The organism is Endozoicomonas sp. G2_2 (assembly GCF_017744135.1).
GTDB lineage: Bacteria > Pseudomonadota > Gammaproteobacteria > Nevskiales > Salinisphaeraceae > Salinisphaera.
Window position 1 is genome coordinate 95,252 of sequence record NZ_JAGHQU010000001.1, and the last position, 20,692, is coordinate 115,943.

Annotated in this window: 19 protein-coding genes; 14 read left to right on the forward strand and 5 right to left on the reverse strand. The window is 64.4% G+C overall.

All coding sequences use genetic code 11. The features are described from left to right. The first annotated feature begins 219 nt into the window (after positions 1-219). Genes J7355_RS00445 through J7355_RS00475 form a run of 7 tightly spaced genes read left to right on the forward strand, consistent with a single transcriptional unit; the run spans position 220 to position 6,606 of the window. Positions 220-1,233: an ABC transporter substrate-binding protein gene (locus J7355_RS00445; RefSeq protein ID WP_247739659.1), complete on the forward strand. Its 1,014-nt coding sequence runs from the start codon at positions 220-222 to the stop codon at positions 1,231-1,233. Continuing rightward, the gene (locus J7355_RS00450) at positions 1,214-2,002 is read left to right on the forward strand and encodes an ABC transporter permease (RefSeq protein ID WP_247739660.1); all 789 of its coding nucleotides are present in this window, start codon (positions 1,214-1,216) and stop codon (positions 2,000-2,002) included. The genes J7355_RS00445 and J7355_RS00450 overlap by 20 nt, the downstream gene beginning before the upstream one ends. Then, complete coding sequence (locus J7355_RS00455; protein WP_209058851.1) at positions 1,999-2,799, forward strand: ABC transporter ATP-binding protein; 801 nt, start codon at positions 1,999-2,001, stop codon at positions 2,797-2,799. Before J7355_RS00450 ends, J7355_RS00455 begins: the two co-directional genes overlap by 4 nt. Beyond that, on the forward strand, positions 2,796-3,548 hold the full coding sequence (locus J7355_RS00460) for an ABC transporter ATP-binding protein (protein WP_209058852.1): 753 nt from the start codon (positions 2,796-2,798) through the stop codon (positions 3,546-3,548). The genes J7355_RS00455 and J7355_RS00460 overlap by 4 nt, the downstream gene beginning before the upstream one ends. Continuing rightward, entirely contained in the window at positions 3,548-4,546 is a 999-nt protein-coding gene (locus J7355_RS00465; RefSeq protein WP_209058853.1) for a PQQ-dependent catabolism-associated beta-propeller protein, read from the forward strand. Before J7355_RS00460 ends, J7355_RS00465 begins: the two co-directional genes overlap by 1 nt. Positions 4,547-4,548: 2 nt before the next feature. Then, complete coding sequence (locus J7355_RS00470) at positions 4,549-5,796, forward strand: amino acid ABC transporter substrate-binding protein (protein ID WP_247739661.1); 1,248 nt, start codon at positions 4,549-4,551, stop codon at positions 5,794-5,796. Positions 5,797-5,799: 3 nt separating this feature from the next. Beyond that, the gene (locus J7355_RS00475; protein ID WP_209058855.1) at positions 5,800-6,606 is read left to right on the forward strand and encodes an ABC transporter permease; all 807 of its coding nucleotides are present in this window, start codon (positions 5,800-5,802) and stop codon (positions 6,604-6,606) included. 68 nt (positions 6,607-6,674) lie between these two features. Here J7355_RS00475 and J7355_RS00480 read toward each other — a convergent pair whose 3' ends face one another. Beyond that, positions 6,675-7,115 carry a hypothetical protein gene (locus tag J7355_RS00480; RefSeq protein WP_209058857.1) on the reverse strand — a complete coding sequence of 147 codons (441 nt, stop codon included), beginning with the start codon at positions 7,113-7,115 and terminating at the stop codon, positions 6,675-6,677. 615 nt (positions 7,116-7,730) lie between these two features. After that, entirely contained in the window at positions 7,731-8,801 is a 1,071-nt protein-coding gene (locus J7355_RS00485) for an SDR family oxidoreductase (RefSeq protein WP_209058859.1), read from the reverse strand. A gap of 102 nt (positions 8,802-8,903) precedes the next feature. Here J7355_RS00485 and J7355_RS00490 point away from each other — a divergent pair, with 102 nt between their 5' ends. The 7 genes from J7355_RS00490 to pedF all read left to right on the forward strand — a co-directional run bounded on the left by J7355_RS00490 (position 8,904) and on the right by pedF (position 16,008). After that, entirely contained in the window at positions 8,904-9,851 is a 948-nt protein-coding gene (locus J7355_RS00490) for a LysR family transcriptional regulator (RefSeq protein WP_247739662.1), read from the forward strand. A 223-nt stretch (positions 9,852-10,074) separates the two neighbouring features. Further along, complete coding sequence (locus J7355_RS00495) at positions 10,075-11,646, forward strand: HAMP domain-containing sensor histidine kinase (RefSeq protein ID WP_209058861.1); 1,572 nt, start codon at positions 10,075-10,077, stop codon at positions 11,644-11,646. Beyond that, a complete protein-coding gene (locus tag J7355_RS00500; RefSeq protein WP_209058863.1) occupies positions 11,643-12,311 on the forward strand; it encodes a response regulator transcription factor in 669 nt (222 codons plus the stop codon). Before J7355_RS00495 ends, J7355_RS00500 begins: the two co-directional genes overlap by 4 nt. A 155-nt stretch (positions 12,312-12,466) precedes the next feature. Further along, positions 12,467-14,347, forward strand: coding sequence for a methanol/ethanol family PQQ-dependent dehydrogenase (locus J7355_RS00505; protein ID WP_209058865.1), 1,881 nt, complete (start codon positions 12,467-12,469; stop codon positions 14,345-14,347). A gap of 103 nt (positions 14,348-14,450) precedes the next feature. After that, the gene (locus tag J7355_RS00510; protein WP_209058867.1) at positions 14,451-15,053 is read left to right on the forward strand and encodes a pentapeptide repeat-containing protein; all 603 of its coding nucleotides are present in this window, start codon (positions 14,451-14,453) and stop codon (positions 15,051-15,053) included. 2 nt (positions 15,054-15,055) lie between these two features. Further along, positions 15,056-15,517 (forward strand): hypothetical protein, encoded by a 462-nt coding sequence (locus J7355_RS00515; RefSeq protein ID WP_209058870.1) that lies wholly within the window; start codon positions 15,056-15,058, stop codon positions 15,515-15,517. Next, positions 15,514-16,008: a cytochrome c-550 PedF gene (gene pedF, locus J7355_RS00520; protein WP_247739663.1), complete on the forward strand. Its 495-nt coding sequence runs from the start codon at positions 15,514-15,516 to the stop codon at positions 16,006-16,008. Before J7355_RS00515 ends, pedF begins: the two co-directional genes overlap by 4 nt. Before the next feature lie 209 nt (positions 16,009-16,217). On the opposite strand, the gene J7355_RS00525 is transcribed toward pedF, so the two are convergent. The 3 genes from J7355_RS00525 to J7355_RS00535 all read right to left on the reverse strand — a co-directional run bounded on the left by J7355_RS00525 (position 16,218) and on the right by J7355_RS00535 (position 20,684). Next, the gene (locus J7355_RS00525; RefSeq protein WP_209058872.1) at positions 16,218-16,772 is read right to left on the reverse strand and encodes a PepSY domain-containing protein; all 555 of its coding nucleotides are present in this window, start codon (positions 16,770-16,772) and stop codon (positions 16,218-16,220) included. A gap of 136 nt (positions 16,773-16,908) precedes the next feature. Next, entirely contained in the window at positions 16,909-19,254 is a 2,346-nt protein-coding gene (locus J7355_RS00530) for a TonB-dependent receptor (RefSeq protein WP_209058875.1), read from the reverse strand. A 116-nt stretch (positions 19,255-19,370) separates the two neighbouring features. Beyond that, a complete protein-coding gene (locus tag J7355_RS00535) occupies positions 19,371-20,684 on the reverse strand; it encodes a sensor histidine kinase (protein ID WP_209058877.1) in 1,314 nt (437 codons plus the stop codon). Positions 20,685-20,692 lie beyond the last annotated feature (8 nt).

Genomic DNA, 20,692 nt, shown 5'->3' on the forward strand with positions numbered 1-20,692 from the left:
GTGGGTTGCCGACCGGCCGTCTACGACCAACCTCGGGCTTGCGCTGGTGAACCTTTAGCGGGCAATTTAGTCTCAATTAACGGGGGCATATCCCGTGACTGCGGCCACATGCATCGGCGTGTCGGCGGCTTCAATATCAATAAGACGGTCGGCGTACGAATGCCGACTACAAGCGATTGTGCCGAGACGGTCCGGGCCGTGGCACAGGCAGGAGATCCAATGACTACACCCGAGCGTGTCGCAACACGCCGCTGGCTTGCGTGGACGATGATTTTCGTCCTCCTGCTGGCTGGCTGTTCGTCCGACGAGCCGGCCAACGCCGACACGCCGCTGCGTATCGGCGTGCTCAAGTTCGGTACCGTCAGCTGGGAGCTGGATACCATCCAGCGCAACGGTCTCGCCGAGAAGCACGATGTGGCGATCGAGGTCGTACCGCTGGCCTCCGAGAACGCCCTGGCGGTCGCCCTGCAAGGCGATCGTGTGGATCTGATCGTCTCCGACTGGCTCTGGGCAGCGCGCCAGCGTGCCGAGAACCGCAACTACCAGTTCGCACCGTATTCGCTGGCCGTGGGCGCGGTGATGGTCAATCCGGCTTCGGGCGTATCGACGATCGGCGATCTCGACGGCCGCAAGCTCGGTATCGCCGGCGGGCCGGTAGACAAGACCTGGCTGCTGCTGCGTGCCTGGGCGCAGAAGACCGAAGGCATGAATCTGGAACGCAGCGTCGATGCCACCTTCGCGGCGCCGCCCATGGTCAACCGCCTGATGCTCGAAGGCGATATTCCGGCCGCGATTAATTTCTGGCATTACAACGCACGGCTTTCCGCGCTGGGCATGAAGCCGCTGGTGAGCGTGCAGGAAATGCTCGAAGGCCTGGGTATCGATACCGTGCCGCCGCTGCTCGGCTGGGTATTCGCCGAAGACTGGGCGGACGAACACCGCGAAGACCTGCAGCGTTTCTTCGAGGCCAGCCGTGACGCCAAGCGCCTGCTGGCCGAATCCGACGAGGCTTGGGCGCCGCTCGAACCAATGGTCAAACCCGAGAGCGAAGCGGTTTTCGCCGCGATTCGCGAAGGCTATCGCGCCGGCATCATCGATCACTACGGCGCACCCGAAATCGCGGCTGCCGGCCAGCTGTTCGATCTGCTGGCGAAGGAAAGCGACGGCAAGCTTACCGGCGGGGTGAAGCAACTGTCTGCAGACGTATTCTGGGATGGATATCGCCAGCCATGAATCGACGCTGGCGTGGTCTCGCATGAAATGGCAACAGGTTCTGTTACGCGCTGCCTCGCTGGTCGGTCTGGTCCTGCTGTGGCAGGTCGTGGCCGCGATTGCGAACAGCGACGTGCTGCCGGGCCCGCTGGCGGTGCTCAACAGCCTGATTGCGCACACGCTCTCGGGCGAGTTGCCGTATCACCTGGTGATCACGCTTGCGCGCGTGGCGGTGGCCTTTCTGATGGCGATGGCGATCGGCACCGCCATCGGTATCGTCATGGGTCGCTACAAGCAGCTGGACATGGTTTTCGACGGCGCGCTGGTGCTGGGGCTCAATATTCCGGCACTGGTCACCATCATCCTCTGCTATCTGTGGTTCGGCCTGAACGACGTGGCCGCGGTGCTCGCGGTCGCCCTCAACAAGATTCCGACCGTGGTGGTGATGGTGCGCGAGGGCGCCCGCGCTGTGGACCCGAAACTGCTGGCCGTGGCCCAGGCCTATCGCGTGCCCAAGGTCGTGACCCTGCGGCGCGTGTTTCTGCCCCAGCTCTACCCCTATCTCATGGGGGCGGCGCGCAGCGGCCTGGCGCTGATCTGGAAGATCGTGCTGGTGGTGGAACTGCTCGGGCGCAGCAACGGCGTGGGTTTTCAGCTGCACCTGTTCTATCAGTTCTTCGATATCACCAGCATTCTGGCCTATACGCTGGCTTTTGCCGGGGTGGTGCTGCTGGTCGAGGCCGTGGTGATGCGCCCGCTGGAAAACCGACTGACGCGGTGGCGCACATGAACGGCCTGCGTATTCATGTCCGCGAGAAGCGCTTTGACGGCAAGGCCGTGCTCGGCGAATGCACGATCGAGGCCGCGCCAGGGGAGTTCATCGCCCTGGTCGGGCCCTCCGGTGCCGGCAAGAGCACGTTGCTGTCACTGGTGGCCGGCCTGGACGAGGACTACGACGGCGAGATCACCTGGAACGGCGAGTCGTTGAGCAATCGCGGCGAATCGCCCGCGCATATGGGCATGATGTTCCAGGAGCCGCGGCTCATGCCGTGGCTGAGCGCGCTCGACAACGTTCGTCTTGCCGAGGCCGAACGCATGGCCCGTGATGCGAACTACCCGTCGAATGCCGTTCGCCTGCTCGAGGAAGTGGGGCTGGGCGATGCGACCGCGTTCTGGCCCAATCATCTGTCCGGCGGCATGCAGCGGCGGGTCGCACTCGCCCGTGCCTTCGTCGTCGAGCCGCAGCTGCTGCTGATGGACGAGCCGTTCGTGTCGCTGGATATGCCGACCGGTAACCGCCTGCGTCGATCGTTATTGCGCCTGTGTGAACGCCAGCGCCCGCTGGTGCTGTTCGTCACCCACGACCTGCGCGAAGCGCTGGCGCTGGCCGACCGCGTGCTGTTTCTGGGCGACACACCCGCACGTGTCATGCTCGATCATCCGGTCGAGGGCGCGCGTGGCAAGGATCTGGAAAGTGCGGAGGTGGCCCATGCCCAACAGGCACTGCTGGCCCGCTATCCGCAGCTGCTCTCCGGCATACTCGACGATGCCCGCGATACGACCGAAGACGACGAGGACAACGCATGAGCGAAGCCGCCCTCAAGGTGGACGCGGTCACCAAATCCTATGGATCGCTGAAGGCGCTCGATGCGCTGTCGCTTGCGGTCGAGCAGGGCGAGTTCGTGGCCCTGCTGGGGCCGAACGGCGCCGGCAAAAGCACGCTGTTCCAGCTGCTGACCGGTCTGTTCGTGCCCGACGCCGGCGCGATCGAGGTGGCCGGCCACGACATGCGCCGCGACTCGCGCGCGGCGCTGGCCAAGCTCGGCGTGGTGTTCCAGCAGCCCACGCTCGATCTCGACCTGAGCGTGGTGGCCAACCTGAAATTTCATGCCCGCCTGCACGGTATGGGCGCAAAAGCGAAAGCCCGGATCGACGACGAACTGGCCCGTATCGGTCAGGCCGAGCGGGCGAAAGACGCCGCGCGTGCCTTGTCCGGCGGCAACCGGCGCAAGATCGAGCTGGCCCGTGCGCTGCTGCACGAGCCGGCGCTGCTGCTCATGGACGAACCCACCGTGGGTCTCGATCCCGGCTCGCGCGAGCTGCTCGTCGACTATGTCCACAAGCTGTGTGCCGATCGGGGCATGGGCGTGCTGTGGGCGACCCATCTGGTCGACGAGGCTGAACGCGCGCACCGCGTGATCGTGCTGCACAAGGGCCAGCGCATCGCCGTGGATACGCCGCGCGCGCTGTGCGAACAGACGAATACGACTTCGCTGGGTGAGGCTTTTCTCGAACTCACCGGCGAGGCGCCCAAGAAAAAAGAGGAGACCGTGTAATGCGCTTCAATCCATACAAGCAAGGCCGGCTCGCCGTAGCCGCTGCACTGCTCGCTGCCAGCCCCGCATTGCTTGCGGCCGGCACCGGCAATATCTATGTCTCCAGCGAGGACGACGACGTCGTTACCGTCTTCGACGGCAAAAGCCTGGAAAAGGTCGATACCATCGAAGTCTCCGAGCGTCCGCGCTGGCTGGCGTTCTCGCCCGATCACACGAAGCTTTATGTGGCCTGCGGCGACGAGGACTCCATCGACGTGATCGACGTTGCCGAAGGCAAGGTCACCGACCGGCTCACCGATATCGACGACCCGGAGATCTTCGCCATCGGCCCGGACGGCAAGCATCTGTTCATTTCCAACGAGGACGATGCCCAGTTCAGCATCTACGACATTGCGGGCAAGAAGGCCGTCACGAAAATCGACGTCGGCCAGGAACCCGAGGGCGTGCTCGTCACCCCCGACGGCAAGACCGCCTATGTGACGTCCGAGGTGGCGAACATGGTGCACGTGGTCAATCTCGACAGCCACGAGATCGAGGCGAATATCGTGGTCGGCAACCGTCCGCGGCGTTTCGCCCTGTCCGAAGACGGCAACACGCTGTGGGTGACCAACGAGCTGTCCGGCTCGGTTTCTCTTATCGATACGCAGACCAACGAGGTCAGCGACACGATCGAGTTCAACCCCAAGGGCTTTCGTCCGGAAGATGTCACGCCGGTCGGCATCAAGCTGTCAGACGATGGCAGTCACGCCTATGTGACGCTCGGGCGCGCCAACCACGTGGCCTTCGTGAACGTGAAGTCGCACGAGGTCGAGGATTACGTGCTGGTCGGCGATCGCGCCTGGGGCATTGCCCAGAGCCGCGACGGCAAGCAGCTGTACGTGACCAACGGTCTGTCCGACGATATGTCGATCGTCGATATTGCCCAGCGCAAGACGCTGCGCTCGATCGCAGCCGGGCGCGTGCCGCATAGCGTGGTCATCGACACGGCCGCTGAGTGACCATGGCGCGTCGTGATCTTCGATCGATGGCCGGGTCGCTGCGGCGGAGCGTGCTGCTGTGTCTGCTCGCCGGCGCGGCAGCGCTCGCGCTGCCGGGGATTGCCACGGCGCAGCAGGACCTCGAGGCCTTCGATTTCGGTTATATCGGCTGGAACGACGACCCGCGCTATTCCGAGGCGCGTATCGAGCGCGAATACCAGGGCGAACCCTGGGGCCGGCCCATCGACGGCGCGCGTGTGGCCATCGACGAGGCGCGTTTCCCGGGTATGGCGGCCGGCGTGAAGTTCGGCCTGAACGAAAAGCTGGTGGCCAACACCCGAGAAGTGCTGGAAACAGTGCGCGCGATGCGCGATGCGGGCACGCGTTTCATCCTGCTCGATCTGCCCGCCGGAACGGTGTCACGCGTGGCGGAAGAGTTCGCCGGCGATGATCTGACGCTGTTCAACGTCGCCGCCCACGACGACCGTCTGCGCGGTGCGCACTGCCAGGCAAACCTGCTGCATACGATCCCGTCGGATGCCATGCGCAACGACGCGCTGGCGCAATATCTGGTGTCGCGCCAGTGGGACGACGTGCTCTTGCTGGTCGGGCCGGAGCGCGCGGACAAGGTGGTGGCCAAGTCCTTTCAGCGTTCGGCTAAGCGCTTTGGCCTAAATATCGTGGGCACGCGCGATTTCGTGCTCGGCAACAACCCGCGCGAGCGCGACAGGAACAACCCCAAGCTGCTGACCTCGGGTGTCGATTACGACGCGGTCTATATCGCCGATACGCAAAGTGAATTCGCCCGCAACGCCAACTTCGCGATCCAGAAACCGCGGCCGGTGGTCGGCAGTGCCGGTCTCGTAGCGCAGGCCTGGCACTGGGCCTGGGTACGCCATGGCGCACGCCAGCTCAACAACCGGCTGGAGAAGAAAGCCGACCGCCACATGACCGGCTACGACTGGGCCGCCTGGGTGGCGGTGAAATCCATCGTCGAGGCCGTCCAGCGCACTGAGAGCACCGATTACGCCAAGCTCGCGACTTACGTGCGCGGCGACGAGATCAATCTCGACGGCTTCAAGGGTTATCGCATGGGCTTTCGCGACTGGGACGGCCAGCTGCGCCAGCCCATGCTGCTCGGCACCGGCAACTGGGTGGTCGCGCGTGCGCCGCTGGACGGCTTTCTGCATCCGGACAACTATCTCGACACCCTCGGTTTCGACCCGCGCGAGTCTGCCTGCAGGCTCGCCAACGAAAAGAAAGGTTCCTGATTCATGGCTCGCATCGCCCACGTGCTCCAGGCGCTGACCGCGGTCTCCTCGCGCGAGACCGTCAAGTTCATGCATCAGCGCGGGCGGCTGGCCTCTGCGGTGGTTCGCCCGAGCCTGTGGCTGCTGATCTTCGCGGCCGGCTTCAAGAACGTGTTCGGCATCTCGGTGCTGCCGCCCTACGACAGCTATATCGAGTATCAGGTCTATGTCGTGCCCGGCCTGCTGGGCATGGTGTTGCTGTTCAACGGCATGCAGTCGTCGCTGGCCATGGTCTACGACCGCGAGATGGGGCTCATGCGGCTGCTGCTCACCGCGCCCTTGCCGCGTTCCGTGCTGCTGGCCTGCAAGCTGCTCGCGGGGACGTTTCTGTCCGTGCTGCAGGCCTATGCCTTTCTCGTCGTCTGTGCTTTGTTCGGTGTCGATTTGCCCTGGTGGCCGGGGCTGCTTACGGTGCTGCCGGCCCTGATTCTCACCGGGCTGATGCTCGGCGCGCTGGGCCTGCTGCTCTCGGTCTATATCAAGCAGCTGGAGAATTTCGCCGGCACCATGAACTTCGTGATCTTCCCTATGTTCTTTCTATCCCCGGCGCTTTATCCGCTCTGGAAACTCGAGGAATCGGGCGCGACCGTCATCTACCAGCTGTCGCGGATCAACCCGTTCACACACGGCGTGGAACTGGTGCGGTTCGCGATGTACGGCCAGATCAACGGTGTCGCGTTGGCGGTGGTTGCCGGAACGCTGATCGTCTTCTTCGCGGCGGCCGTCTGGGGCTATGACCCGCAGCGCGGCCTGGTGCGGCGCAAGGGCTAGGCGTACGGGGCGCGCAGGCGCCGGCCCCGTGTGGGGGATGGCGCCACCGCGCGGCGGCGCCCCGCAGTCTATTTCGCCGCGACGATTCGCCAGAAGCTCATGCGAATACGATCGCCCAACGCCTGGGCGGCCGTTTCGCAGGACGTACCGAACCCGGCGATTTCGATTTCAAGCGCGCGCCCGAAACGCCGCAGCCGGCGGCGCGCAATAAAAGAAATAAGCGCAAGCGCGCCGAACAGCAGACCGCCCGCCGGTTCGCCGAACAGCATTGCGGTGGCCAAGCCAAGACAGATCACGCCGTTGAGCGCGAGCACCCCGTCGTATTCGCGAAGGCTGGCCAGCCGTTTGTCGGCCGCCGATCGTAGTTCTGCCATATCCATTGTGAAACCTCGAAAGTGAAAAGGTTTTGAAGACGCATGGCTATCGGCCGTGCCGCTGCAGAGTAAAGCGGTTTTATTGCTTTTTTTCGACGCTGCCCGTCGTGGCGCCCGACCGTCTTCGCGAGGCATGAATGAAGCCACCGGGGCGCGTACCGAGCACCCGCGATAAAGCCGGCGCAGTATACTCGGGCCGGTTCAATATCCCGGCGCTTCGCCCGGATGGCTCCTGATGAAAAAGCGTGGCGACGCCGCGGTATGTTGTCGGTTTCGACACCGTGCGCTGCGATTCGCCGGCGCGGGCGAGTGCGGGTCGAAAAACCGTCGACGCGGTGGCCGGATAGGCGGCGTCGGGCAGGCGGGGACGAGGCGCTTGCCCGCGTAAACGCCCGAGGCCTTCATTGAAAGCCTCGGGCGAATGATCATCGGCGTAATGGTTTGCGGACCTACCGACTCACGGCGGAACTGTGTTTCACGAAACGGCGCGGGTCAATTGAACGAATGGGGCGTGGCGCAAACCGTGGGAACGGCGCCGCTCGCGGTCTTGGTTTCTACCGGCAGTACTGGACGGTCCGATTCTGGGGCCTCGCCTGCAGACGCCACAGCCAGCCCGTCGCGATTCGCCGAGCCGAGCGAGTCAAGCGCGGCGACGGGCACTGCCGCCCTTGCGCAAAGGCGCGCGGACTGGCGCCGGATGCAACCGGAGCCAGGCAAGGCGAGCGCGCTCGCCTTGCCTGTATGACCAACCTAGGTTCGAACCGGCGGGATGATCCGCTCCGCTGCGAGCCGGTCGAACAGGTCGAAGAACGCGGCTCGCGTTTCGCGATGCGCGTGGAAGCCGAAGTTTCGGCTCTTGTTCACGTCGTTCACGCATTCTTGGGTTCGGCCCAGGTCCCCGTCGGTGTGCCACCAGGACGCGAGCGCGGTGACGTCCGGCTCGGCCAGGTCGTAGCGTTCGGCAATCTCGCGCCAGGTGTCCTCGATGCCGGCCATCTGCGTATCCAGAGGCTGCGGCGTGCTCGGGCATTCGGCGGCCTCAAGGCCGAAATACGCCGCGATCTCTTGCCACATGCGCCGCCAGCGAAATGTGTCGCCGTTAACGGTATTGAAGGCTTCGTTCGCTGCGCCCGGCGCGAGCGCGGCCCATTCCATCTGGCGGGCGAGCAGGAGCGCATCGGTCAGGTCGGTGAGATAGTTCCACTGCTCTTGTGAACCCGGAAACGTGAAAGCCCGCCCGGTTTCCCGGCAGATGGTGGCGTACACCGCGAGCGTGGTGCCCATGTTCATGATGTTGCCGGGCGCGTAGCCGATCACCGTATGCGGTCGGTGAACGTTCCAGGCAATGCCGTAGCGCTCGGCGACATCGCGCATTATGTCCTCGAGCGTGTAGTAGAAGTTGGGGCCGGGCACGCGTTCGGCGGATTCGCGAAACGGTGTCTCGACGCGGCCGCTCCCGTAAGCCTCGAACGACCCGAGATATTGCTTGGTGCCCGTCACCAGCGACACGTGCGCGAGCCGCTCGGGGTCCAGCGCGGCAAACAGGTTGTTCATCATCGCCCCGTTGGCGTCGACGTTGTCTTTCTCACTGTCGCGCTGGGTCCACGTGCAATAGAACACGTGGGTGATGGGCAGACCGCTGAGGGCTGTGTTCGTGGCGTCTGCGTCGAGTAGATCCGTGGCAACCGGTATGACGCCGCCGCTACGGGTCGCGCGGCGCGACAGCCCGTAGACCGTCCATCCGCTGGCGACCAGATATTGTGCGAGGTTGCCGCCGGTGATGCCGGTCGCGCCGACGACGAGTGCGTTGCCTTTCTGCATGAAATCGATCCTTGGCGGCGATCCGCCTGTTGGTATTCACGCCAGGGGATTGTCCGCACGGCAGCACTTGCAACAATCGGAAACTTCGCAAATATTTATTGCATGAATCGCAATATCGACCTCAACGCACTCCGGACCTTTCGATTGGTGGTGGATACGGGCGGTTTCACGGCCGCCGCGCATCGCAGCCATCGCGCGGTGTCGTCGGTCTCTCGACAGATCGCGGCGCTCGAACGCAGCGTGGGTCAGGCGCTGTTTCATCGCCATACCCGCGCGGTCGCGCTGACCGAAGCCGGCGCGCGTTATATCGAAACGGTGCGCCCGTTGCTTGCCGAACTGGACGCGGCGACCGAAGCCGTGTTCGCCGCTCACAACGAACCGACGGGCGTGCTCACCATCAACGCGCCTGTGGCTTTCGGCGAGCGCCAGGTGGTGCCGCTCATACATGGCTTCTCGCAGCGTTATCCGCATATCCAGACCGAATTGCGGCTCACCGACCAGTTCGTCGACCCGGTGCGCAGCGCCAGCGACGTGACGTTCAGGGTCGGCCCGCTTGCGGATTCCAGTCTGGTCGCTCGAAAGCTCGCGCCGATGCGCTATGTCCTGGCGGCCGCACCTGCATATCTGCGCCGTTCGGGCCGGCCCGAAACGCCACAGGCGCTGCTGCAGCACGACTGTTTGCGATACCAGGGCGAGTACGGTCGCCAACGCTGGTATTGGCGCAGCCGCGAAGCCGACGACTTCCAGCGCCTCGATATCGACGGCTCGCTTTATAGCGACGATGCGCCCAGTCTGCGCTACGCCGCTGTGCTGGGGCAGGGCATCGTGCTGTTTCCGACCTGGCTGATCGATCGGGAACTCCGAGACCGCAGTCTCGTGCCGATTCTTGATGACTGGCAGTGGGAGGTCGCCCCGGAACAACGGTCGATTTCCATGCTCTATGCCGCCCCGCGGCTGGGGCCGCGCAAGGTTCAGGTCTTTGTCGATTATGTCCTGGAGACGGTCGGAACGCCGCCCGTATGGGAGCGCACGCCGCAAGCCACCGAGTAGCACGACCGCTGCGCCGTTGCCGCGCGGCAGGTCGTTGTTTGGAAAGGCAGCACGGCGGCGTCGCGCATCGCGGGATGCGATGCGGATCGGACTCATCGGTATTCGATCGCAGGCGTGATCGCTGTGGAAAGAAAGGGGGTATCGACCTCAGCTGGCCGGTAATTTGAGACCGGGAAGATTGCCTCATTGACTACGGCCGGATTTCGGATAGTTCTATGGGCGTATGAGGTGGCGCATAAACCGGCGGAAAAACGGCGCGGCGGCAATCGGCCTGTCCACGCTCATGGTCGCGGCACTCGCCATCAACATGGTCTCGCTGGTGGTGGCTGCAATCGTTCTGGTCAACGGCTGGTCACGCGCTGAATGGCTGGTGCAACGCGGCACGATGACCCATCAGCAGCTCGAGATTCTCGCCGGTGTATCGGGCGCCATCGATCGCTATCTGGATCTCGTCGAACGCTCTGCGCCGCCGGGCGATGTCGCCGCGGGCGAAAGAGAAGTCACCCGGATTCTCGATCGCTGGTCGTCGAGCGTGGCGCGCGAGTCGCAGATGCTGGATGCGCCGGCCAGTGCGCAGGAAGCGCGGGCGGAACGGGCGCGAATAGCGCGTATCCGGGCACTTGTGGCGCGCGGAGAGCAGGCGCTTCTCACTCGCCGCGAGCCGCTTTGGGTCACGCGTACGGAGATCGAGGTATTGATACAGGAAGCGATTGCCGACGAGCGCGCCGAAGTGGAGCAGACGACAGCGGCCATTGCGCGGACCGGCCGACAGATCGGCGTGCTGGTCATAGGCATCCCGCTGGCCGCGCTGGGCGTGGCGGGACTGATGAGCCTGTTGCTCGCGCGGACCATGCGCCGTCGCCTGCGGGCACTCATGGCCGGCGCGTCCGCGATCGGTGGCGGTGATCTGGCCTATCGCTTCGAAGGCAACGCGCGTGACGATCTCGGCCTGCTCGCGGTCATGTTCAACCGTATGGCGGCTCGCCTCAGACGCAGCCGTTCGCGACTGGAGGTGCTACAGCACGAACTCGAGGCGCGGGTCGCGCATCGTACGGCCGAACTCGAGCAGAAGAACCGCCAGCTGCAGGCGATCGACAGCAACCGGGAACAATTTTTCAGCGAAATCTCGCACGAACTGCGCACGCCGCTCACCGCGCTGCGAGGCGAGGCTGAAGTGTCGCTGCGCCAGCCGAACGACGCCGGCGGCCAGCGCGAATCGCTACGTCATATCGTGGCGCTCGCCGGCGACCTGGAAAACAGTATCAACGACCTGGTTGAACTCGCGCGATCGCAGACGCGCGAGCTCCTGTTCGTGCGCGAACATATCGACCTCGTGTCACTGTTGGCACGTACGGCATCCGCCGGACGCGCGCTCGGCATACCGCGCTCGGTTGCGGTGCTATTCGTCGATAATGTCGTGCGCAGCGATTTTCGCGGCGATGCCCAGCGGCTTCAGCAGACGTTTCTCACCCTCGTTGACAACGCGATCAAGCACGCACCCGCGGGCAGTAGCGTGACCGTGACGCTGGACGCCAGTCCCGCAGCGGGCATGTATCACGTCAGCGTTGTCGACCGTGGGCCGGGTATTCCGCAGGCGATTCGCAACCGCGTGTTCGATGACTTCTTTCAGGGCGATCCGAGCCAGCGCGGCGGTATGGGGCTGGGGCTGGCGATCGCGCGACGGGTCATCCAGGCTCACGGTGGGCGCATCGAGATCACCGATGCCGATCACGGCAGCGGTACGCGGGTGCGGGTGTCGTTGCCCCTGTACGAAGCACGGCGCGCCGCGGGATGAATCTTCTCATCGTCGAAGACGACGCGCGGGTTGCGCGCATACTTGAACGTGGGCTCGCTGCCGAAGGGTTCACTCCCACGCCGGTGCCCTGCGGCAGTGACGCGCTGGCGTATATCGAGCGTTTCGAATTCGACTTGATGCTTCTCGACGTGCGCCTGCCGGATATCGATGGCTTCACGCTGTGTCGGCGTATCCGCGCTGCCGGTCACGACATGCCGGTTCTGATGCTCACGGCGCGCGAGCAGGTCGACGATCGCGTGGCGGGGCTCAACGCCGGCGCCGACGATTATCTCACCAAGCCGTTTGCCTTCGAGGAGCTCATCGCGCGTATCAATGCGCTGAGTCGACGGGCGCGCGCTACGGCCGATACGCGATTGCGATTCGACGCGCTGTGTCTCGACCCGGGCACGCGCCAGGCGTGCCTCGCCGATGAGACGCTGGATCTCAGCGCGCGCGAGTTTGCGCTGCTGCAGTGCCTGATGCGCGATGCCCCGAACGTGCTCTCTCGCGCCCGCCTGCTCGAGCGGGTATGGGGGGCCGATGCCGAGGTCACGGAAAACACCATCGATGTGTACATCGGCTATCTGCGCCGCAAACTGCGTGGCGCCGCCGGTGGCCCGTATATCCAGACGGTGCGTGGGGCCGGGTATCGGCTTACGACTTAAGACTTAAGACGTAGACTTTCTGAGAAGACTCTCAGGCGCCTTTCAGGCCGTTCTCATGGTCGACGGGCTAGCTTGGCCGTACGTCGCAACAGCGAAATCGAACAAGCGGCGTCGGGGCGCACAAAGCGCCGCGAAGCGAAACGAGGAGTCTATACATGTCTTTTGCCCATCTACTGGATCGACGGCGTGGCGCGGTCGGTGCCATCGCACTCGGCATGGCGATCGCCGCCTCGCCGGCCTATGCCAAGGAAGTGACCTGGGACGACATCGTCAACGATGCCGAAACCCCGGAAAACGTGCTCATGTACGGCTTCGGCCCCAAGGCGCAGCGCTTTTCGCCGATGGATCACATCAACGCCGACAACGTCGAGCGCCTGCGCCCGGCGTGGCAGTTCTCCTTTGGCGACGAGAAGCAGCGCGGCCAGGAAACCCAGCCGGTCGTGTTCGACGGCAAGATCTATCTCACCGCGTCGTATTCCCGCATGTTCGCGCTGGATTCGGCCACCGGCGAAAAAATCTGGGACTACAGCCACCGCCTGCCCGATGACATTCGCCCGTGTTGCGACGTGGTCAACCGCGGGCCCGCGATCTACGGCGACAAGCTGTTCTTCGGCACGCTCGACGCGAACCTCGTCGCGCTCAACAAGGACTCCGGCGAAGTGGTCTGGAACGAGAACTTCGACGACCACAAGGCGGGCTACACGATGACCGGCGCGCCGACCATCATCAAGGATCAGAAGACCGGCAAGATCATGCTCATCCACGGTAACTCGGGCGACGAGTTCGGTGCGCTGGGCAAGCTCTATGCCCGCAATCCGGATACCGGCGAAGAGCTGTGGATGCGCCCGTTGGTCGAGGGCCATGTCGGCCGCAAGGGCGGTGAGCAAAGCACCCCCACGGGCGACCCCGAGGCACCGTCCTGGCCGGATGGCGATTACAACGATACCGGCAAGGCCGAGGCCTGGAGCCACGGCGGCGGGGCGCCCTGGCAGAGCGCGTCGTTCGACGTGAGCACCAACACCATCATCATCGGTGCGGGCAACCCGGCACCGTGGAACACCTGGGCGCGCACCGGTGAATCCGGCAATCCGCGCGATTACGAAAGCCTCTACACCTCCGGTCAGGCCTATGTGGAGCCGAGCACCGGTGAACTGGTGGGCTTCTACCAGCACACGCCGAATGACGCCTGGGATTTCTCGGGCAACAACGAGATCATCCTTTTCGACTTCGAGAAGGACGGCAAGACGATGCAGGCGGGCGCCCACGCCGACCGCAACGGCTACTTCTTCCTGACCGACACGCAGAAGTTGGCCGAGCGTGGCGGCGAGATCAACAAGCCCACGGCGCTGCTCGCGGCCTATCCGTTCGTCGACAACATCACCTGGACCGACGGTTACAACCTCGAGACCGGCAAGCCCAACGAGGTTGAAGGCCAGCGCCCGCCGCAGATCAAGGAAGGCGAAGATCGCGGCGAATCCATTCAGGTGTCGCCCCCGTTCCTGGGGGGCAAGAACTGGAACCCGATGTCCTACAGCCCGGATACCGGCCTGTTCTATATCCCGGCCAACAACTGGACCGAGGATTACTGGACCGAGAACGTCCAGTACAAGAAGGGTGCGGCCTATCTCGGTCAGGGTTTTCGTATTCACAAGATGTACGACGACCACGTCGGCACCCTGCGGGCCATGGACCCGGCCACCGGCGAGATCGTCTGGAAACATAACGAGGAGCTGCCGCTCTGGGCCGGGACCATGGCCACCGCGGGCAACCTCGTGTTTACCGGCACCAGCGATGGCTACTTCAAGGCCTTCAATGCCGAAACCGGCGAAGAGCTCTGGCGCTACAACACCGGTTCCGGCGTGGTCGGGGTGCCGATCACCTGGGAGCAGGACGGCGAACAGTATGTGGGCATCGCGACCGGCTACGGCGGCGCCGTGCCGCTGTGGGGTGGCGACCTTGCCGATCTGACCAAGCCGGTCAGCCAGGGCGGTTCCTTCATCGCTTTCAAGATTCCGGACTGGGCCCAGGAAGGCTAGCCCACCGGTGACGTGCACGGGTCCGGGGTCGCCGTTTTCTCCCATTGTCTCCTGCCTTGGACGATGGGTGGCCCCGGATCCGCTTTTTTGGAGGTTTTCACCCATGCACAAGTCAACGGCCCTGGCCGCCGTACTCGTGCTGGTGGCCGGCGCGGCCCAGGCGGCCAACGATACGTCGTCATCGGACAGCGAGCAGGCGGACACGCAACCCCGCGTGATCAACGGTTGCACTATCGCCCCGAACACCAACTGCGAGGGCGCCGATCTGCGTCACGCCAATCTCGGTAACGCCGATCTGCACGGTGCCAACCTGCGCGGCGCAAAGCTCGCGCGAGCCGACATGCACCATGCGGATCTGCGCGGTGCCGATCTGTCCGGCGCCGACATGCAAGCAGCGCGATTGGTCGCCACGTTCCTGCAGGGCGCCACGCTCGAAGGCGCGGACCTGCGCGGCGCCGATCTGAACTTCGCGCGCCTGTCGGCCGCCAAGATGGCCAATGCGGATCTCACTGCCGCCAATCTGGAAATGGCCTGGATGAGCAAGACCCAGCTACCCAACGCCAAGCTCGTCAACGCCAATCTCCAGGAGGCCAAGCTCTCGTTGGCGAACCTGGAAAACGCCGACCTGACCGGCGCGCGCTATCCCTACGCCATCTTTCAGCACACCTACATGGAAGGCTGCAAGGCCTGTCCGTTCGATTGGTGAGAATGCGCCTGGCCGTATGCGCGCTGCTTGCGGTTGTGGCCGTGGCCGATGCGGCCCACGGCGCGCAGAGTGTACTCGGCGAAAAAGGCCTCGCTGCCCTGCGCGCCTGTGGTCTGCAGCGTGCCGACAGCGCCCGCCTGGCCTGTTACGACGCGGCCGCCGAGCGATACCTGAGTTTCGATTTCGCCGGGACCGGTCGCGAACGCACGCCGGCTTTCGACAGTGCGGCCGGGTTTCGCCTGGGCTTTCACAACGAGGACGTGATCTTCGTGATCTATGTCTTCGATGCCGACAGCGGCGAACTGGTGAAGTCCTACAGCGCGGGGCCGGGCGAAGGCGAGGTGGCCGTGCGACGTCACGGGCGTTTCTATATCGAGGTCAAGGCCACTGGCGCCTGGAAAATATGGATCCGTCCGCTGGCCGAGCCTGACACGCAAGCACAGCAAGGAAAAACAAAACCATGATCGAATCCCACCGAATCCGTCCGCTTTCGTTGGCTCTGGGCATCGCCGTAATGGCCGCCGGCACGTTTTATGGCATGGCGCCGGTGTACGCGCACGGCGACGTCGCGCCGCAACCCGTGGACACCAAGGGTTTAAAGGACTTGCCGGACGGCGAATGGCGTTCCAGCAATCCCTATCGCGGCAACAAAGAAGCGATCGATATCGGTAGTTCGGCGTACAACGCCAACTGCGCGCGCTGTCACGGCCTGGAGGCACAGTCTGGCGGGATCGCACCGGATCTGCGCGAACTGGGCACGAACTACGACGACTATTTCATCGGTCGCGTGCGCAAGGGTGTGCATCGAAACGGCGTGACCTACATGCCCGCGTTCGAAGACACGCTCAGCCAGGAAGCCATGTGGGCTATTCTGTCCTATCTGGACAAGCGTCACTACGAGCTCGAGGGCAAGAGCCTCGAGACGCTGTATTCCCAGGACAAAGGCGGACAATAAGATAGACGACCGCCATAGCGCGGGGCTGCCAACCGCCTCGAGGTTTTCAGGGCCGACATGAGCCGCGCGCAGACGTTATGAGCTGTAGGCCGTTGTACCCGGGCCGATCATCGCCTGCCATGGGCCGTATAACAAGCCGAATGGAGCGCACGGCAGGCGCATACCGCCCGTACGGCGGCCCGACTCGGGCCGCCGTTAGCGGGTGGAGATCAGTTTGCAGCAGCCGTTTTTTCGTCCGGCTCCTGGCCGATCTGCCACTGCTCGACCGAGAGTTCGATGATCTCGCCGGACACCGCGTCGACCTCGACCTTGAACTCGGTGTCCTGGCCGTCCTGGGCCAGGTCGATCTCATAGCTCGGGGAGCCGTCGGATTCGATCTCGTACTCGACTTCGACCACGTCGCCGCCGAAACGGTCCTGCGCGGTCTTGATCGCGTCCGCCTCGCTGACCTTGGCGGTTCGGGCAAAGGCCTCGTCGTCGGCGGATTCGGCTTCGGTCTCGAGCTCGTAGATGTCGCCGGTCCGGGCGTTGCACATCAGCTCCCATTCCTTGTCGGAATCGTCGCGGATCTCGATCTCGTAGGTCGGCGCGCCGGCCGGGCTGACGCTCAGGTATTCGACCTTCACGATATCCCCCTGCCGGACGCTCTTCGCCGACTGCAGGCAGGTTTCAAGCGGTACGGTGCCGTGGGCCTGCCCGGCCAGCGCAACGGTGGCGACGAGGCTGACCGGCAATGCGGCAAGCAGGTAGATCGGTGAGCGCATTATCGAGTCTCCTAGCAATGGATGTCGTCTCCAGCATGCAAAAAAAACAGGTGGCCGGCCAGCGAGAGTCAAGGGAGAGGTTTCGCTGACCGGTCACCTGCGGAGGAGACTGACGAATTTCAAGTACAGCGGCGCGCTAGAGTTCCACGCGTATGCCGCCCCAGATGCCGCGCGGCGCGCCGGGGCCGATGAAGCGGCTGGCGTCCTCGTAGCGATCGCCTTCGAGCACTTCGTCGGCTTCGCCGTAGAGGCCGAAGGTCTCGTAGTCGGAATCGAGCAGGTTGTTCACCCGCACGAAGGTCGTGATCCGATCGGTGATCTTGAACGCCGCGTTGGCGTTGACGATGGCATAGCCGTCGATCTTTTCGCTGTCGGTGTTCGATTCGTCGCCGCGATAGATCTGGTCGCCGTTGCCGACCACGTCCATGCCGACGCGCAGACGGCTGGTGGGCGCCCAATCGATACCGACGTTGAACAGATGCTCCGGAATCAGCGGGATGCGATCACCCGATTCAACCTGCTGGGTCGGGTCGTCACCCGGGGCGGCGTCCTCGTCGGCCAGCGGGTGATTCGGCGAGTTGGTGATGAACGGATCGCGGAATTCGGCGTTGATATAGGTGTAGTTCGCCGACAGACGCCAGCGCTCGGCGAACGCCCAGTCGAGGCCCAGCTCCACGCCCTGGCGACGAGTGTCGCCAACGTTGTCGAAATATCCCTCGAAGCGCGATTCCGCGGAGATGAAGAGGATGTCGTCCTGGTTGTCGGAACGAAACACCGCGGCATGCCACCGCAGGTTGTCGTTGCCGCCGCGCAGGCCGAGTTCGTAGGTCGTGGTCACGACCTGCTCCAGGGGCGGATCGTCCACGAAGCCGTTGGGCAGCCGGCAGGGCTCGTCCGGGTTCGCGCAGGTCAGCTCGACCGGGGTCGGCGCCCGCGAGGACTGCGAAATGCTGCCGAAGGTGGTCAGGTTGTCCGTCATCTGCCAGGTGAGGCCGCCGGCAAGATTCAGGCGCTTGAACTCGTGGTCGCCGGAGAGGCTGGTGTCGTCGTCATCGTCGTCGCCGAATTCCACCTCGGGCGAGGTGTCGTGCAGCGAGATAGCGGTACGGTTGTAGCGCCCGGCTAGCGTGCCTTCGAGCGTTTCGGTAATCGGCACACGCTGCAGAAAGAACAGGCTGGCGGTGCTGTTGTGGGCGGATACGCCGGTCAGCGATTCGCCGGAGACAATGCCGCTGCCGACCGTGCCGCGCTCGTCGGTGAGGCTGGCCAGTTCGGTCTGCTGGTAGAAGTCGCTGCTGGCGTAGTCGAGGCTGGTGCCCACGATCAGCTCGCCGCCGAGCACGCCCAGCTGGCGACCCTGGAGGTTGAGGCCGAAGCCGTTTTCCTTGGTTTCCGAGGTGTTTTCGGTGCCGCCAATCACATCGTCGCTGGCGAGCACCGGGTTGCCGTCGGCGTCGAAAACCACTTCCTCTTCGCCGCCGTCTTCGGCTTCTTCGCAAAGCAGGCCGGCGTTGCCGCCGTCTTCGCAGTCCTCGAATTCGGAGCCGTCACCGTTGAAAGTGTTGATCTCGTTGCGCCGGTAGTAGGCGCCCCAGGCGAGGGTGAAGTCGTCGCTGTAGTCGCGCGTGCCGCGCAGGTTGAACATCACCATTTCCGGGTTGGTTTCGTCCGGGTAGGTGAAGATCGAATCGCGGCCTTCGGCGCGGGCCAGTTCGGCCGGAATCGCGCCGTTGCCGCGCAGGCTGTTGTCGGCCGCGGTGATGGAGAAATCCAGCGTGCCGTTGTCGGTAATGGTGGAGAACTGGGTGAACAGCTGCGCCACATCGGAATCGGAGAAATCACGCCAGCCATCTTCGGACACGCCCTGGGCGGCGAAGTACCAGGCGTCGGTGCCGTTGTTGCCGCCGGCCTGGACATGGCCGCCGAAGCGGCCGAAGTCGCCGCCAAAGACCTCTGCCTCTGCGCCCTGGTAGGTGAAGCCGGTCTTGGTCTTGACCGACAGCGCGCCGCCGAGCGTGTTCTGGCCGAACAGCGGGTTGGAACCCGGAATGAGATCGATCGAGTCGATGGCCACCTGCGGGATCAGGTCCCAGTTGACCGTATCGCCGAACGGCTCGTTGATGCGCACGCCGTCCTGATAGATGGACAGCCCCTGCGGCAGGCCGAGCAGCGGTGAGGCGGTATAGCCGCGATAGTTGAGGTCCGGTTGGAACGGGTTATTGACCGCGTCGTTGACGTGGACGCTGCCCAGTTCCTGCTGCATGTACTGGTTGAGGTTGAGCGTCTCGGCGCGTTCCACCTCGTCGGAATCCGCATGCTGGACATTGGCCGGATAGCGATCGGCGTCGACCTCGCTGCCGGCAAACGGCGTCGCGCCGATGACGTCGATACCGCCGAGCTCGAGTGACTGGGCGTGGATGTTCGTGGCTGCCATGGTCGATGTTGCGCCGAGCGCCAGGCACAGCCCTTTTCTGAAGTGCATGTCTCCCCCTTGTTTTTATCTCGCACCACCGTCGAGTCTTGCCCGGCCTGCAGGCCGGCTCAATGGGAAATCTTCCCAATATTTCGAATCGCGTGGTCCGCTATGGCCGGTGTGCGTCAGGCCAGCGGGATATCGGCGTGAATACGCGTGCCGTGGCCGGGCCGGCTGTCGATTTGCAGCTGCCCGGCGAGCAGTTCGATACGTTCCGCCATGCCCGACAGGCCGAGGCCGGGCCGGCGTGCCGCCGGGTCGAAGCCGCGACCGTTGTCGCTTACCGTCACGCGGAGACGATTCGCCCGCGCGCCCAGAGCCACGTCGATACGCCGCGGCTGACCGTGACGCAGCGCATTGGTCAGCGCTTCCTGCACGAGCCGGAATACATGGATGGCCACGGGGGCGGGGACGTCTGAGAGCGCCTCGTCGCCGTCGTAGACCAGTTCGATATCGGCATGGCTGCGTTGCCAGCCGGCGACGTGTTCCTCGATGGCGGCATCGAGGCCCAGCTCGTCGAGGCCCGGTGGACGCAGCCGACGCATCATCAGACGGGTCTGGTCGTAGATCCCTGCGGCGACCTGTGCAATGGCCTCAGCGGATTCGGGCACGCCGTCAGGCAGCTTTTCCCGACGCGCCAGAATGCCGGCTGCATCGGCCCGAATGGCGGTCAGGCTCTGGCCGAGCTCGTCGTGCAGTTCGCGCGCGAGGCTGCGGCGTTCGTCTTCCTGGATACGTAGCGAATGGTCGCGCAGGCGCTGGTTCTCGCTGCGGGCCGCGGCGAGCGTTTCGGCCATGTGGTTGAACTGCGCGGCAATGCCGTCGAATTCGGGCAGCACGAAGGTCGGCAGGCGAATGGCGTAGTCGCCGTGCTCGATACGCGCGAGCGCAGCATCAATGCGCTGGACAGGCACGATGGCGCGGCCGAGTAGGCGGTAGACGATCACGATGGTGGCGCCGTAGAACACCAGCAGCAGGGCAAGAAGCCCGCGCGTGTCCTGCCAGGCTTCGGCGATCTCGTCGTCCGGGTCCGCCAGGATCACGATCGCCTCGTGCGCGGACACGCTGATACGACGATCGGGCAGGGCGTCGGGGCGTGTCATCGCCGCAAACCAGGCGGGAGCGTCGGCGCCGTCACCCGCCGGACACTCGTTGCTGTTGTCGCCGGCGGACACCAGCGACAGACACAGGTGGCGCAGATGGCCGATCGCGGCCAGCCGTTGCGCGGCCGCGAGCGCTTCGCCGTCGCTGCGGATGCTGGTTTCCACCAGATCGCTGGCCAGCGTCACGCTGGATTCCATTTCCTCGGCGATCGCGCGTTGTGCGTTGTGGATCACCAGCCAGCCGGCTGCCATCAGGATCACGGCAAGCAGCAGCGTGACCGCGAGCATCAACCGCTGGCGCAGCCGCAGTCGGGGTTTGAAACGCGAACCGGCCAACGGCTTGT

Coding starts and splice junctions, on each gene's coding strand:
- J7355_RS00445 (WP_247739659.1), top strand. CDS start 220: ATGACTACACCCGAGCGTGTCGCAACACGCCGCTGGCTTGCGTGGACG.
- J7355_RS00450 (WP_247739660.1), top strand. CDS start 1,214: ATGGATATCGCCAGCCATGAATCGACGCTGGCGTGGTCTCGCATGAAA.
- J7355_RS00455 (WP_209058851.1), top strand. CDS start 1,999: ATGAACGGCCTGCGTATTCATGTCCGCGAGAAGCGCTTTGACGGCAAG.
- J7355_RS00460 (WP_209058852.1), top strand. CDS start 2,796: ATGAGCGAAGCCGCCCTCAAGGTGGACGCGGTCACCAAATCCTATGGA.
- J7355_RS00465 (WP_209058853.1), top strand. CDS start 3,548: ATGCGCTTCAATCCATACAAGCAAGGCCGGCTCGCCGTAGCCGCTGCA.
- J7355_RS00470 (WP_247739661.1), top strand. CDS start 4,549: ATGGCGCGTCGTGATCTTCGATCGATGGCCGGGTCGCTGCGGCGGAGC.
- J7355_RS00475 (WP_209058855.1), top strand. CDS start 5,800: ATGGCTCGCATCGCCCACGTGCTCCAGGCGCTGACCGCGGTCTCCTCG.
- J7355_RS00480 (WP_209058857.1), bottom strand. CDS start 7,115: ATGCCTCGCGAAGACGGTCGGGCGCCACGACGGGCAGCGTCGAAAAAA.
- J7355_RS00485 (WP_209058859.1), bottom strand. CDS start 8,801: ATGCAGAAAGGCAACGCACTCGTCGTCGGCGCGACCGGCATCACCGGC.
- J7355_RS00490 (WP_247739662.1), top strand. CDS start 8,904: ATGAATCGCAATATCGACCTCAACGCACTCCGGACCTTTCGATTGGTG.
- J7355_RS00495 (WP_209058861.1), top strand. CDS start 10,075: ATGAGGTGGCGCATAAACCGGCGGAAAAACGGCGCGGCGGCAATCGGC.
- J7355_RS00500 (WP_209058863.1), top strand. CDS start 11,643: ATGAATCTTCTCATCGTCGAAGACGACGCGCGGGTTGCGCGCATACTT.
- J7355_RS00505 (WP_209058865.1), top strand. CDS start 12,467: ATGTCTTTTGCCCATCTACTGGATCGACGGCGTGGCGCGGTCGGTGCC.
- J7355_RS00510 (WP_209058867.1), top strand. CDS start 14,451: ATGCACAAGTCAACGGCCCTGGCCGCCGTACTCGTGCTGGTGGCCGGC.
- J7355_RS00515 (WP_209058870.1), top strand. CDS start 15,056: ATGCGCCTGGCCGTATGCGCGCTGCTTGCGGTTGTGGCCGTGGCCGAT.
- pedF (WP_247739663.1), top strand. CDS start 15,514: ATGATCGAATCCCACCGAATCCGTCCGCTTTCGTTGGCTCTGGGCATC.
- J7355_RS00525 (WP_209058872.1), bottom strand. CDS start 16,772: ATGCGCTCACCGATCTACCTGCTTGCCGCATTGCCGGTCAGCCTCGTC.
- J7355_RS00530 (WP_209058875.1), bottom strand. CDS start 19,254: ATGCACTTCAGAAAAGGGCTGTGCCTGGCGCTCGGCGCAACATCGACC.